Below are 14,162 nucleotides of genomic sequence, written 5' to 3' on the forward strand. Positions count from 1 at the left end.
AGCCGGGGAGGCGCCGTCGCCGTATGCTGGGAGCACCCTTGCCACCCGCGTTGAAGGATCCGCCTCCATGCTGCCTGCCGCCCGACACCAAGCAATCCTGGATGCCGTCCAGCGGGAGCGGGTGGTCCGGGTCTCGGACCTCGCCACCCAGCTTGGCGTCTCGTTGATGACGGTGAGGCGGGACATCGAGCTGCTCGAGGAGGGCGGCAAGCTGGAACGAATCCACGGCGGCGCCAAGCTGCCGGGGGATGCAAGCACGCATGAGCCCGGTTTCGAGCTGAAGTCCACGCAGTTGACCGCGGAGAAGCGCGCCATCGCCGTGGAGGCGGCCGCCCTGGTCCACGAGGGCATGGCGGTCGGCCTGGGTGCCGGCACCACCACGTGGGCATTGGCCAAGGAACTGGTTGGAGGGCCGCGGATCACGGTGGTCACCAACTCTGTCAGGATCGCGGACCTCTTCCACCACGCTGCCTCGTCCGGCTCGGCCCGTTACTCCTCCACCGTGATCCTGGTGGGCGGCGAGCGCACGCCCTCAGACGCCCTGGTGGGGCCCATCGCAACGGGCGCCCTCAAGCAACTGCACCTGGACGTGCTGTTCCTGGGCGTCCACGGGATGGATGCCGAGGCGGGCTTCACCACACCCAACCTGCTCGAAGCCGAAACCGACCGGGCCTTCATGGCAGCAGCGCGCAAGACAGTGGTGCTGGCCGACCACACCAAATGGGGAATGCTGGGCATCAGTTCCATCGCCGCCCTGGATGACGTGGATGAGGTCATCAGCGATTCCGGACTTGGCCCGGAGGCCCGGCGGGTCCTGCAGGAGCGGACCAGGCTGCGCCTGCCCGCCATGCAGTCGGCCGGCTAGGGGCAGCCGCAGGATTGGCGTACGTGCAGTTTGGTGGGAAAGATCCGGTGCCGCGGGTCCTCCCCCCGGCTGGCTCCAACGAGTGCCGCCACGGCAGCCTCCGCCATGGCCGCCACCGGCTGCTCAACGGTGGTCAGCGGCGGCCAGGAGTATTCAGAGTCGGCCGAGCCGTCAAAAGACGCCACGGCAATGTCGCCCGGAACAGACAGTCCCGCTTCATGGATGGCCCGCAGCAGTCCAATCCCCTGCATATCGGACGTGGCGAAGACGGCCGTTGGCCGGTTCACTGACGCCAGGAGGCGTTGCCCGGCCACGTACCCTCCGGGCCGGGTGAAGGCACTGTAGGCAATGGGCCCCTCGGGCAGACCAGCTTCCTGGAGCGCTTGCCGCCAACCTACTTCACGGCCGTCGGTCTCCCCGGAGACGTTGGTTCCCATGGCCAGGCCGATGTTGGTGTGGCCATGGCTGATCAGGTGTTCCACCGCGATCCTGGCTCCGGCCGCCAGGTCCACACCGATGCTGTTGAAGCCCGGGGCGTCACGTTCCTGGTTGAGCAGCACGGACGGGATGTCCGCCGTTTCCAGCGCCTCGAGATCGGGTTCGAAAAGGACGCTGGCCAGCAGGACGCCGTCCACCTGCCGGGCGGCGAGGTTCCGGATGTTGCGGCGTTCCTTGGCCAGGTTTCCGTCCGAGTTGCTCAACACCAGCGCGTACCCCAGGTCTGCGGCGGCATCCTCCACGGCGTGCGAAAACAGTGAGAAGAACGGGTTCGAGATGTCCGGGACGATAAGCCCCAGGGTCTCGCTTGAGCCGAGCTTCAGCGCCCGCGCGGCGGCGTTGGGCCGGTAGCCCAGGACGCGGATGGCGTCCTGGACCTTGGCTTCGGTTGCCGGCGCCACTTTCTTGGGTCCGCCATTGACCACGTAACTGACGACGGCGGTGCTGACGCCGGCATAGCGCGCCACATCCTTGCGGGTCACCGGGCCGCCGCGGGAGGCCTGCGCGGCCGGGGAAGTCATGCTGTCCATGCTAACCACTCATACCCGGCGCATCCCCAAAGTCACGGATGGGAAGCCGTACGCCGTTTTGCAGGGCGGACTGGTGGGCCACGATGCCCGGGAGGGTGAAGCGGGCGGCCACCCACGCATTCACGGGCGGCAGTGTGCCGTCATTGACCGCCGTGACGAAGTCGTCCACCAGGAAATGGTGGCTTCCCTCGTGCCCGTTCGGTGCGCCGCGGAACTCCTCAGGCAACCGTCCGGCGTCGTGGACGGGAGCGAGTCCCGACACGAATGCGTCCCGGAGTTCCGGGGCCACGTTGGCCAGTGAGGGATCGTCCAGGGACATGCTGGGCCGGGTTTCCATCTGCTCGGAGATGTCGTGGACATTCTGTTTGTCCTGCCAGACGGTGACCCTGGCGAGCTGTTCAAAGCTTGCCTCCGTGCCAAAAAACCGGAAGCGCGATTCGCGGATGTGGGACGGATAGCCCACGCGGCGCATCTCGTTGGTGCGCATCACGCCGCCGTCGTTCAGTTCAAAGAGCGCCGTGGCGTTGGAGAAGTCATTGCCGAACATGCTGACGTCCTTGTCGAATACCCCGTCATCCCGCTGGTCCTTGACGCCCACGCAGCTGACGCTGACGGCGTGCGCCGGGATGGCCCCCAGCACCCCGCCGATCGCATGGGTGGGGTAGAGCATTGGCGGGTAGCTTGCCGTCTCCTTCCACCGCTCGCCCCCGCTGTACTGGTAGGCGTCATAAAAGCCGAGGTCCATGTCGTGGACGTAGTCGCCTTCGGAGTAGAAGACCCGGCCAAACCTGCCGGCCGCCTGCTGTTCGCGGGCATACACGGTGGCGGGGTTGTAGTAGCTGGTCTCACCCATCATGTACACCTTGCCGGTGTCCCGGACGGCCTGGATGATGCGGGCGATCTCCTCTTCGGCAACCGCCATGGGCACGGCTGAGTAGACGTGCTTGCCGGCGCGGAGAGCACGCTCCACCAGGGGTCCGTGCGTCCAGCGCTGGGTGAAGACCGCCACGGCGTCGACGTCGGAGGCCAGAAGGGCGTCAAAGTCGGGCACGACGCCGGCAAGATCCAGCCTTCGGACCACGGATTCAGCCCGCTCCGGCAGCTCGTCCACAACATAGACCGCACTGACGCCGGGATGCAGGTTGAACAGGTGTGCGAACTGGCTGCCGAACTGGCCCGCGCCCACGATGCCGATGGAGAACGTCATTGTTGCCTTCCGATTGAAGTTTATCCGAGTGTTTCATCCGCATCTACTCGAGTCAATATCCAGTCACTGGCGTAATTGCCCTGGTTTTGAAACATTGAAATAAGCCCTTGCCGTCGAATATCTACTCGTGTAGATTTCTTTCCAGCCTGTTACTTCCATCACACTCAGGAAAGGGTCGACGATGACCACCCTTACCAGGAACGCCAGCCCGGCAGTGCACGCAGCGCACCGGCCGCTGAAGCGCCGGGGACAGAGCGACCTGAAGATCGCATTGTTCTTCATAGCCCCGGCGATGATCGGATTTATCGTTTTCTACCTGGTGCCCACCCTGCGGGGCATCTACCTCAGCTTCACCGAATACAGCATCCTCGGCGACCCGACGTGGATCGGTGCCGCCAACTATGAGGCCATCGCCAAGGACCCCCTGTTCTGGAATGCGCTGGCTGTCACCGGGCAGTACGTCCTAATCAACATCCTCCTCCAGACCACGCTCGCGCTGGGGCTTGCCCTGCTGATGCACCGGGTAGCCAAATCAACCGTGATCCGCGGCGCGCTTCTGCTGCCGTACCTGATGGCGAACGTGATCGCCGCCCTCCTCTGGTTCTGGCTCCTGGACTACCAGATCGGCATCGTCAACTACTTCATCGACGCCATCGGCCTGCCCAAGGTGGCATTCTTCGGCAGCGAGGAATGGGCCATCCCCACCCAGGCCCTCATCAACACCTGGCGGCACATGGGCTACACCGCCCTGCTGCTGTTCGCCGGCCTGCAGGCCATTCCCAGCCACGTCTACGAAGTGGCCAACCTGGACGGCGCCTCACCCTGGCAAACATTCCGCAAGATCACCATGCCGCTGCTGCGCCCGGTGCTCGCGCTGGTCCTGATCGTCACCGTCATCGGTTCCTTCCAGGTGTTCGACACCGTTGCCGTCACCACCCTGGGCGGACCCGTCAATGCCAGCCGGGTGCTGCAGTTCTACATCTACCAAAAGGCCTTCACGGAATCGGACTTCGGCTACGGCTCCGCCCTGGCGGTCATCCTCTTCGTCATCCTCGCCCTGGTGGCCTTCATCCAGATGAAGTTCCTCAAGGGCAACGAATCAGACCTGGATTAAGGACACTTCCATGACCACCGCAAAAGTCTCCGCACCCGCCCGGCCCGCCACCCGGCGTCGTCCGTTCAACTGGCGCCGCACCGCCGCCTGGTTCCTTGTGGCCATCGCCGTGGCTGTCTCGGTCCTCCCCTTCTACTGGATCCTCCGGACGGCACTGTCCACCAACGGGGCCCTGGCCGGCAACGCCACCAACCTGCTGCCCGCAGAATTCAGCCTGGGCGCATTCCAGCGCGTCTTCGGCCTGCAGTCCCCCGAAGAGGCAGTGGCCCAGGGCGGATCCGGCGCGCAAATCGACTTCTGGATCTACCTGCGCAACTCCGTGCTCTTTGCCTCCATCACCACCACCGGCGCAGTGTTCTTCAGCGCCATGGCCGCCTACGCCTTCGCCCGGCTGCGGTGGCGGGGACGGAACCTGGTCTTCAGCCTGTTCCTGGCCACCATGATGGTGCCGCCGATCTTCACCGCGCTGCCCAACTTCCTCCTGATCAAGAACCTGGGCCTGCTCAACACCATGGCGGGGCTGGTACTCCCCTACATCTTCATGACCCCGTTCGCCATTTTCTTCCTCCGGCAGTTCTTCCTGAACATGTCCCGCGAGGTGGAGGAAGCGGCAATGCTCGACGGCGCCAAGCACCTTCGGATCTTCTTCCAGATCATCCTGCCAAACGCCGCCGCCCCCATCGCCACCCTGGCCCTGCTCACCTTCATCGGCCAGTGGAACGAGTACTTCTGGCCGCTGCTGGTGGGCCAGGAGGAGTCCGTCCGCGTCCTCACGGTGGGCCTGGGCGTGTTCAAGTCCCAATCGCCGCAGGGAGCGCCGGACTGGTCCGGCCTCATGGCAGCCACGCTGGTCTCCGCCCTTCCCGTCCTGATCCTGTTCGCCGTCTTCGGCAAGAAAATCGTCAACTCCATCGGCTTCTCCGGCATCAAGTAATCACCCCTTCCCTCGTAATTCCCCCTCCCGGCGCGCGCCACGGCGGCCTGCCCGGAAGCACCCTGAAAGGACCCCCATGAACCTGAACAAGAAAGCACTCGGCTCCCTCGCAGCAGCCGCGGCAGCAGTCCTGGCCCTCTCCGCCTGCGGAGGCGGCGGCTCCGCGGAAGCCGGCAAGGGCGAGATCAACTACTGGCTCTGGGACGCCAACCAGCTCCCCGCCTACAAGCAGTGCGCCGACGACTTCCACAAGGCCAACCCGGACATCACCGTCAAGGTCACCCAGCGCGGCTGGGACGATTACTGGGGCACCCTGACCAACGGATTCGTGGCAGGCACCGCCCCGGACGTCTTCACCGACCACCTGGGCAAGTACCCCGAATTCATCAAGAACAAGCAGCTGCTCGCCCTGGACGACGCCGTCAAGAAGGACAACATCGACACCGGCATCTACAACTCCGGCCTGGCGGACCTCTGGGTGGGCCAGGACGGCAAGCGCTACGGACTTCCCAAGGACTGGGACACCATCGCGCTGTTCTACAACACCAAACTTGCCGCGGACGCCGGCGTCACCCCGGAGCAGATGGCCAACCTGACGTGGAATCCGAAGGACGGCGGTTCATACGAAAAGACCATCGCCCACCTGACCGTGGACAAGAACGGCAAGCGCGGCGACGAGCCCGGCTTCGACAAGAACAACGTTGCCGTCTACGGGCTCGGCCTCAACGGCTCCGGTTCCGGCCAGGGCCAGACCGAATGGAGCTACCTGACCGGCACCACCGGCTGGACGCACACGGACAAGAACCCGTGGGGCAAGCACTTCAACTACGACGACCCCAAGTTTCAGGAAAGCATCGACTGGTTCGCCGGGCTGGTGGAGAAGGGCTACATGCCCAAGCTCGAAACCACGGTGGGCGCCAGCATGGCCGATACCTTCGCCGCCGGCAAGTCCGTCATCAACGCCAACGGCTCCTGGATGATCGGCCAGTACACCGGCTACAAGGACGTCAAGGTGGGCATCGCCCCCACCCCGGTGGGTGTCAACGGCAAGCGCGCCAGCATGTACAACGGCCTGGCGGACTCCATCTACGCCGGCACCAAGAAGCCCGAAGCCGCCATCAAGTGGGTCGAATACCTCGGCTCCGCCGCCTGCCAGGACGTGGTGGCTTCCAAGGCCGTCGTCTTCCCCGCCATCAAGACCTCCGCAGACAAGGCCGTGGAAGCCTTCAAGGCCAAGGGCGTGGACGTCACCCCCTTCAGCCAGCAGGTCAAGGACGGCACCACGTTCCTCTACCCGATCGCTGACAACGCCGCGAAGGTTGACGGCATCATGAAGCCGGCCATGGACTCCGTGGTCTCCGGCAAATCCAAGGCCAGCTCCCTGACGGCCGCCAACGACCAGGTCAACGCCCTCTTCAAGTAACCCCCGCACGTGGCTGCGTATGTGGTCGCAGCCACCCGGCCGGGTGCCGCCGTCCCCTCCTCGCGGCGGCGGCACCCGGCCTCCCCTTCCCGTGATTTTCCTTTTGCGCGTTCGTGACGACGCAATCCCTGAACACTGAAAGAGACTTCCCTATGGATCCCTTGCACCTCCGTTCCGCCGGCACCAGCCTGGTGATCAGCTTCGACAGCGGAGAGGCCGAAGTCATCCACTGGGGCGCCGAGCTGGGCGCAGACCTGCCGGACCTGGCCATCCTCACGGCTGCGGTGCCGCCCTCGTCGATCGACGTCCGCGTTCCCGCGGGCCTCCTCCCCCAGGCTTCCTCGGCCTGGCGCGGGCGCCCGGCCCTGCGTGGCCACAGGATCACGGACAGCGGCGCCGGCCGGGACTTCTCCTCCCGCCTCCGCGTCACCTCCGTCAGCACCGAAGGATCCTGCGCCACCATCGTGCAGGCCGACGGCGACACGGGCCTGAGCGTCGCCACGTCCCTTGCGCTTCATGCGGGCGGCCTGCTGGAACTGCGCCACACCATCACCAATGAGGGAACCACGCCTTTCCAGGTGGACGAGCTGGCGACCGTCCTGCCCGTGGCACCGGACGCCGTCGAACTCCTTGACCTGACCGGGCGCTGGTGCCGCGAGCGGCATCCCCAGCGCCGCCCCATCCAGCAGGGCACCTGGGTTCGCACCGGCCGGCACGGCCGCACCGGCCACGATTCCTCCCTGCTGTTCGCCGCCGGCACCAAGGGCTTCGGCAACCGGCACGGCAGGGTGTGGGCCACCCACCTGGCCTGGAGCGGCAACCATGAACAGTTCGCCGACACCATCGGCGACGGCCGGACCATGATCGGCGGTTCCGAGCTGCTGGGTCCCGCCGAAGTCATCCTTGAACCAGGTGCCCGCTACACCACCCCCGCTTTGTTCGCCGCCTACTCCGACCACGGCCTGGACGGCATTACCGAAGCGTTCTACAGCTGGTTCCGCTCCCGTCCCCACCATGTCCTGCCCGCCGCGTCCACCGGCCTGCCCGCCGGCAAGCCGCGGCCCGTCGTCCTCAACGTCTGGGAGGCCGTCTACTTCAACCACAACCTGGACATCCTGACCGAACTGGCGGAATCGGCCGCCGACCTCGGCGTGGAGCGCTTCGTGCTCGACGACGGCTGGTTCCGCGGCCGCCGGGACGACCATGCAGGCCTGGGCGACTGGTACGTGGACGAAACCCTGTGGCCCAACGGCCTGGCCCCCCTCATCGACGCCGTCACCTCCCGCGGCATGGAGTTTGGGCTGTGGGTTGAACCGGAGATGGTCAACCTTGACTCGGACATCGCGCGCGCCCACCCTGACTGGATCGTGGGCCCGTCGGCGAAGGCACACAAGGACGGCGGCCGGCTGCCCCTGGAGTGGCGCAACCAGCACGTCATCGACCTGGTGAACCCGGACGCGTGGCAGTACATCTACGACCGGATCGACGGGCTCCTGTCCGGCAACAACATCAGCTACCTGAAGTGGGACCAGAACCGCGACCTCGTGGAACACGGCCACGCCGGCGCCCCTTCCGTCCACGCGCAGACCCTCGCCGCGTACCGGTTGTTCGACGAGCTCCGCAAGGCACACCCCGGCGTGGAGATTGAAAGCTGCTCCTCCGGCGGCGCGCGCGTGGACCTGGGCATCCTGGAGCGGACCGACCGGATCTGGGCCTCGGACTGCAACGATGCGCTGGAACGGCAGACCATCCAGCGCTGGACCGGCGCGGTGGTCCCGCCCGAGCTGGTGGGCAGCCACATCGGCCCCACCACGTCGCACACCACCGCCCGCACGCACGACCTGTCCTTCCGGGCCATCACCGCCCTGTTCGGCCACTTTGGCATGGAATGGGACGTCCGGAGCGTCCAGGGCAAGGAGCGCGACGAACTTCGGCGCATCGTGGGCCTGTACAAGGAACACCGGGACCTGATCCACAGCGGCCGCCGGGTCCACGCGGACGTCGCCGATGATGCCTTCCTGCTGCACGGCGTGGTGGCGGACGGGTCCATCGCGGACAGCACGACGGCGGCCCTGTTCGCCGTCGTGGGCACGCGCACCTCTGCCGCGGAGCAGCCCGGACGCATGGGCCTCCCCGGCCTGGAGCCGGAGCGGAATTACCGGGTTGCGGTCCTCGCCCCCGTCCAGGAGGACGCCGACTACGCGCACACCTTCACCCAGGCGCAACCGCCGGCGTGGCTTGCCGGTGGAGCCGTGGCCAACGGCCGTTTCCTCGCGGAGGTAGGGCTGCCGATGCCGGTGCTGAACCCCGAGCATGCCCTGCTGCTGAAGGCGACGGCCCTCTAAACAGCCATCGGACCCCCTGCCCGCCGCGCATCCGGACGTAAGAATGCGCGGCGGGCAGGGCCAACCGATAGATTTGCAGGCATGACTGAAGCCTCCTCCACTGTCGAAGCCGGCCGCGGCACCATCCTGGTCATCAATGGCCCCAACCTGAACCTGCTGGGTACGCGGGAGCCGGAGAAGTACGGCACCTCCACCCTTGCCGATGTGGAGCGGCTGGCCGCTTCCGCCGGAGAGCGGCACGGTTTCGCAGTGGAGTGCGTCCAGTCCAACCACGAAGGCGTCCTGCTGGACACCATCCACGCCGCCCGGGGCACCGCGGTGGGCATTGTCCTGAACGCCGGCGCCTTCACGCACACGTCCGTGGCTCTTCGTGACGCCCTGGCCGCCGTGCAGGTGCCCACCGTCGAGGTGCACATCACCAACGTGCACCAGCGCGAGGAATTCCGGCACCACTCCTACCTGTCGCCGGTCTGCGCGGCGGTGATCGTTGGTGCCGGGGTGTTCGGCTACAAACTTGCCATCGACTACCTGGCCGAGGTCCTGTAGCCGGGAGCCGCTACTTCTGGATGCACTGCCCGGAGGAGACGGGTGTGGACAATGCGGGTGCCTGCTCCGCGACCGGGTCAAGATCGTTCATGGTGATGGCGAACCCCACCTCGGCGTCAGAGGTTGCCTTGGCAAAGACCACCCCGGCCACCTGGCCGTCAGTGGTCAGCAGCGGGCCGCCCGAGTTTCCCGGCTGCACGTCCCCGGCAAGGCGGTAGATGTCCTCCGGGGACGGGTTGTTCCCGTAGATGTCCGGGACCAGGACCGTGGCAATGTCCTGCACGGTGGCGGGCTTGGACTGGAAAGGCCCGCCGTGCGGGTACCCGGCGAACGCGGCCTGGCTGCCGCCGGGCAGGTCGCGGCTCAGCGGCAGCGGCCGGGACGGCAGGTTGTCCACCGCCAGGACCGCCAGATCCCGCTTGGTGTCGAAGTAGACCACGCGGCCGGGCATCGCACCGCCGTCGGGCATCTCCACTACCGGCTGCGACACGCCCGCAACGACGTGGGCGTTGGTCACCACGCGGTCCGGGGAAACCACGAAGCCGCTGCCGGTCTGGTTCTGGCCGCATTCGTAGGCAGTGCCGGCGATCCTCAGGACGGACTGCGCCGCTTTGTTCAGCGCCGGAGTGTTGGTGCTGGTGTTGGGCACCTGGACCGCCTGGCCCTGGTCCAGCCCTTCGATCAACGTGGGAATGCCGTTGCCGATCACGGTGGACCGCAGCTGCGCCATGGTGGCCTTGACGGGGGTGGGGGTGAGCCCGTCGATGAAGCGGATCACCTTGGACTCGGCCAGCTGCCGGGACACGAAAGGCACGCCCAGGGAGCTGACGCTGAACGCCAGCATGGACATGACCAGCGCGGAGACCACCAGGTTCAGCGCCCCGCCCACCAGCCGGTCCACCGCCCGCAAGGGACGGATCCGCACCACGCCGCGCAGTTGCCGCCCGGCCATGGTGCCCAGGCCATGTCCCACGGCCATCAGCACGACGGCGGCGGCGATGATGGCGGTAAGCCTCCACCCGGAGTCCTCGACAAAGGTGCTGACGAGGGGGACGGCAAAGAATGCGGCGATGGCACCGGCAGCAAACCCGGCGAGGCCGCCGACAGTGACCAGGAACCCGTTGCGGAGGCCATAGATCAGGTATGACAGCAGCGCCAGGATCAGGACGATGTCCAGGACAGTCAGGCCGACCACAAAGGCTCCTTATTTACAGTTGAACCCCCATTCTAGTGGCGGACGCTGACAATCTTCTGTGGCGTGCACCGCCCTCCGGCAGACCTGCATTCGGCTGCCCGCAGGCGTTTCGGCTGCCAAGTTCGTCACAGAACGTTGAAAATTCTGAAACAATGGCACAAGCGCCACAGCCGATACTTTTACTCAGGAGATTTCATGGACATCGAGGTACTGCGCCGAGCACCCCTTTTCGCCACGCTCGACGACGACGCATTCCGGCTGCTGACGGACGAGCTCACCGAGGTGGACCTGTCCCGCGGCGCTTCGGTGTTCCGCGAAGGTGACCAGGGTGACCAGCTGTACTTCATCGTCTCCGGCAAGGTAAAGCTTGGCCGCACCTCGCCCGACGGCCGTGAATCGCTCCTGGCCATCCTCGGCCCGGGCGAGCTCTTTGGTGAGATGGCGCTGTTCGACCCCAGCCCCCGCACCGCCACCGCCACCGCGGTCTCCGAAACCCGGCTGGCCGGGCTGAAGAACGAGAGCCTGAACGCCCTGCTGCGCACCCGCCCGGAGGTTTCGGCCCAGCTGCTGCAGGCCCTGGCCCGCCGCCTGCGCCGCACCAACGACTCCCTCTCGGACCTTGTGTTCTCCGACGTCCCCGGCCGCGTGGCAAAGGCGCTGCTGGACCTGGCGGACCGCTTCGGCCGGCCGGCTACCGACGGCGTCCTGGTGGCCCACGAGCTCACGCAGGAAGAACTGGCGCAGCTGGTGGGCGCCTCCCGCGAAACGGTCAACAAGGCCCTGGCCGAGTTCGTCCAGCGCGGCTGGCTGCGCCTCGAAGCCCGCGCGGTGGTCATCCTGGACATGCAGCGCCTCCGCCAGCGCTCCCGCTAGGACCAACAAAAACCAGAACCAAGAAATACCAAGCCCAACAAAAACCAGGCCCAACAGGAAAGGCCGCCCCTCGGGGCGGCCTTTCCTGTGCCTGACCTTTTGTGCCTGACCTTTTGTGCCTGGAACGTGGGTCAGTTCTTCGCCACGTCCAGTTCCACCACAGCCCACGACAGGGCGGGAAGTCCCAGCCGGAGCTCAGATCCGGTTGCCTTGGCTCCCTCAAGCGGCTTCAGGCCCACCCGGTCGGGTTTTTCCTGGTTGTTGATGGTGAAGCGGTCGCCGCCTTCCGGGATCTCGAGCACCTCCGCCCTGACCACCCGCCGTGCGTCGAAGCCCCGCAGGCTGACCTCCACGTCCGCGGCCTCTTCCAGGCCGCGGTTGGCCAGGAACAGGGCCACGCGGCCGGTTTCCTCGTTCCAGGTGGCGCTGACATCCACCAGGTCCGTGTCACCAAACCGGCTGTTGGCGTACTGGTCCGAGTCCACGGACAACCGCAGGATCTGGCCCTTGGCCAGCTCTGCCATCCGGGCGAACGGGTGGAAGATGGTCTGGCGCCAGGCCGGGCCGTTCTCCTCGCTGAAGATCGGGGCGATGACGTTGACCAGCTGCGCCTGGTTGGCGATTTTGACGCGGTCGCCGTGGCGGAGCAGCGAGTTCAGCAGGGTTCCCACCACCACGGCATCCGTCACGTTGTACTTGTCCTCGATAAGCCGGGGGTGCTCGCGCCAGCCGGCCTTGGCGACGTTGCGCAGCTGGTCCTCGGTGTCCCGGCCGCGCTGGTACCAGACATTCCATTCGTCGAAGGAAAGGTTGATGTGTTTCTTGTGCTTTCCCTTCGCCCGGACGGCGTCGGCGGTTGCGATGACTGACTCGATGAAATAGTCGGTGTCGACTGCGCTGGCGAGGAAGCTGCCCACGTCGCCGTCGTGCTCCTGGTAGTAGGCGTGGAGGGAGACGTAGTCCACCTCGTCGTAGGCATGGGTCAGGACAGTCTGCTCCCAGGCGCCGAAGGTGGGCATGCCGGAGTTGGAACTTCCGCAGGCCACCAGTTCAATGTCCGGGTCCACGAAACGCATGGCCTTGGCGGCTTCCTGGGCCAGACGGCCGTATTCCTCTGCGGTCTTGTGGCCGATCTGCCACGGCCCGTCCATCTCGTTGCCCAGGCACCAGAGCTTGATGTTGAACGGATCCTTGTGGCCGTTCTTCGCGCGGAGGTCGGACCAGTAGCTGCCGCCGGGGTGGTTGGCGTACTCGACGATCTCGCGGGCCGCGTCCACTCCCCCGGTGCCCAGGTTGATGGCTTCCATGATTTCTGTGCCGGCCTGGCGGGACCAGTCCACGAATTCGTGGAGGCCGAACGCATTGGTCTCCACGGTGTGCCAGGCGCCGTCCAGCCGGCGGGGCCGGTTTTCGCGGGGGCCGATGCCGTCTTCCCAGTTGTAGCCGGAGACGAAGTTGCCGCCCGGGTAGCGGATGACGGTGGCGCCGAGTTCCTTGACGAGTTTGAGGACGTCCTGCCGGAAGCCGTTTTCATCCGCTTCAGGGTGGCCCGGTTCGTAGATGCCGGTGTAGACGCAGCGGCCCATGTGCTCCACGAAGGAGCCAAAGAGGCGTCGGGGGACTTCGCCGATGGTGAAGTCGCGGTCGAGGGTGATCCGTGCGCGGGACATGTGAGACATCTCCTTGGTTGTGGTTGGTTCGCAGGTGTGGGTCTGGATGGGCGGAAGGTGCCGGCTCAGGTTCCGGCGAGGCCCGTCGTCGCGACGCCCTTGATGATCTGGCGCTGGAAGAAAAGGAACACGAGGATGAGCGGCAGCGCCGCGAGCAGGGCGGACGCCATGTTCTGCGCGTACTGGATGCCGTAGGCGCTCTTGATGGTTTGCAGGCCCACCGGGAGGGTGAGCAGCGAGGCGTCGTTGGTGGCGATGAACGGCCACAGGAAGTTGTTCCATGCGCCGATGAACACAAAGATGGCGACGGCGGCCAGGATGGGCCGGGACAACGGCAGGATGATCTGGGTGAAGATCCTCATGCGGCTGGCACCGTCCATCACCGCGGCCTCCTCAAGTTCGCGGGGAATCTGGTCGAAGAACTTCTTGAGTACGAACACCATGGCCGGGTGGATGACCTGGGGCAGGATGATGGCCCATGAGGTGTCCACCATGTGCAGGGCGAGCATCTGGTAGAAGAGCGGAATGATCAGGACCGGCGGCGGGACGATGATGGAGGCGATGATCACCGTCATCAGCACCTTCTTGCCCTTGAAGTCGATCCGGGACAGGGCGTAGGCCACGAGCGCCGAGATCACCAGGGTGATGGCCGTGATGGCGGCCGAAGTATAGAGGGAATTCCACGTCCAAAGCGGGATGTTTCCGTCCTGGAAGACCTTGACGAATGCGTCGGCAGTAAAGCCCGACGGCGGCAGCCAGCTGACCTTCGGAGCTGCGGCATCCGTCTCGCTCTTGAAGGCGGTGGCGGTGGCCCAGGCGAACGGGACCAGCCACAGGACCGCGATGGCCGCGGCCACCACCAGGGTGGCGATCTTGCCCGGGGTCATCGTCTTGCGGGGCTGGCGGGTTTCCTGGCTGGTGTTGGTGCCCGGCCGGGGCCGGCTGATGGTCTGGGTTGCCAT

Annotated in this window: 12 protein-coding genes; 7 read left to right on the top strand and 5 right to left on the bottom strand. The window is 66.0% G+C overall.

The annotated features are described in order from the left end of the window. The first annotated feature begins 67 nt into the window (after window positions 1-67). Window positions 68-865 (top strand): DeoR/GlpR family DNA-binding transcription regulator, encoded by a 798-nt coding sequence (locus tag LDO86_RS16670; RefSeq protein WP_018768967.1) that lies wholly within the window; start codon window positions 68-70, stop codon window positions 863-865. On the opposite strand, the gene LDO86_RS16675 is transcribed toward LDO86_RS16670, so the two are convergent. Further along, complete coding sequence (locus LDO86_RS16675; RefSeq protein ID WP_018768968.1) at window positions 862-1,884, bottom strand: LacI family DNA-binding transcriptional regulator; 1,023 nt, start codon at window positions 1,882-1,884, stop codon at window positions 862-864. The two genes, LDO86_RS16670 and LDO86_RS16675, sit on opposite strands and share 4 nt — an antisense overlap. A 10-nt stretch (window positions 1,885-1,894) precedes the next feature. After that, a complete protein-coding gene (locus LDO86_RS16680; RefSeq protein WP_018768969.1) occupies window positions 1,895-3,100 on the bottom strand; it encodes a Gfo/Idh/MocA family oxidoreductase in 1,206 nt (401 codons plus the stop codon). Window positions 3,101-3,281: 181 nt separating this feature from the next. Between LDO86_RS16680 and LDO86_RS16685 the strand changes: the two genes are divergently transcribed. The 5 genes from LDO86_RS16685 to aroQ all read left to right on the top strand — a co-directional run bounded on the left by LDO86_RS16685 (window position 3,282) and on the right by aroQ (window position 9,462). Then, a complete protein-coding gene (locus LDO86_RS16685; protein WP_018768970.1) occupies window positions 3,282-4,214 on the top strand; it encodes a sugar ABC transporter permease in 933 nt (310 codons plus the stop codon). A 10-nt stretch (window positions 4,215-4,224) separates the two neighbouring features. Beyond that, window positions 4,225-5,148, top strand: coding sequence for a carbohydrate ABC transporter permease (locus LDO86_RS16690; RefSeq protein ID WP_018768971.1), 924 nt, complete (start codon window positions 4,225-4,227; stop codon window positions 5,146-5,148). 76 nt (window positions 5,149-5,224) lie between these two features. Then, the gene (locus LDO86_RS16695) at window positions 5,225-6,571 is read left to right on the top strand and encodes a sugar ABC transporter substrate-binding protein (protein WP_134164153.1); all 1,347 of its coding nucleotides are present in this window, start codon (window positions 5,225-5,227) and stop codon (window positions 6,569-6,571) included. 152 nt (window positions 6,572-6,723) lie between these two features. Next, window positions 6,724-8,916 carry an alpha-galactosidase gene (locus LDO86_RS16700; RefSeq protein WP_018768973.1) on the top strand — a complete coding sequence of 731 codons (2,193 nt, stop codon included), beginning with the start codon at window positions 6,724-6,726 and terminating at the stop codon, window positions 8,914-8,916. An 81-nt stretch (window positions 8,917-8,997) separates the two neighbouring features. Further along, window positions 8,998-9,462, top strand: coding sequence for a type II 3-dehydroquinate dehydratase (gene aroQ, locus LDO86_RS16705; RefSeq protein WP_018768974.1), 465 nt, complete (start codon window positions 8,998-9,000; stop codon window positions 9,460-9,462). Window positions 9,463-9,472: 10 nt separating this feature from the next. Here aroQ and LDO86_RS16710 read toward each other — a convergent pair whose 3' ends face one another. Further along, window positions 9,473-10,657 carry a MarP family serine protease gene (locus tag LDO86_RS16710; RefSeq protein WP_223992638.1) on the bottom strand — a complete coding sequence of 395 codons (1,185 nt, stop codon included), beginning with the start codon at window positions 10,655-10,657 and terminating at the stop codon, window positions 9,473-9,475. 195 nt (window positions 10,658-10,852) lie between these two features. Here LDO86_RS16710 and LDO86_RS16715 point away from each other — a divergent pair, with 195 nt between their 5' ends. Further along, window positions 10,853-11,530 carry a Crp/Fnr family transcriptional regulator gene (locus tag LDO86_RS16715; RefSeq protein WP_011775987.1) on the top strand — a complete coding sequence of 226 codons (678 nt, stop codon included), beginning with the start codon at window positions 10,853-10,855 and terminating at the stop codon, window positions 11,528-11,530. 131 nt (window positions 11,531-11,661) lie between these two features. Here the strand turns inward: LDO86_RS16715 and LDO86_RS16720 are convergent, their stop codons facing one another. Both LDO86_RS16720 and LDO86_RS16725 read right to left on the bottom strand, forming a co-directional pair. After that, window positions 11,662-13,200, bottom strand: coding sequence for an alpha-N-arabinofuranosidase (locus tag LDO86_RS16720; protein ID WP_018768976.1), 1,539 nt, complete (start codon window positions 13,198-13,200; stop codon window positions 11,662-11,664). A gap of 65 nt (window positions 13,201-13,265) precedes the next feature. Beyond that, entirely contained in the window at window positions 13,266-14,162 is an 897-nt protein-coding gene (locus LDO86_RS16725; RefSeq protein WP_018768977.1) for a carbohydrate ABC transporter permease, read from the bottom strand.

The sequence above is a fragment of the Arthrobacter sp. StoSoilB19 genome (genome assembly GCF_019977275.1).
Lineage (GTDB): Bacteria > Actinomycetota > Actinomycetes > Actinomycetales > Micrococcaceae > Arthrobacter.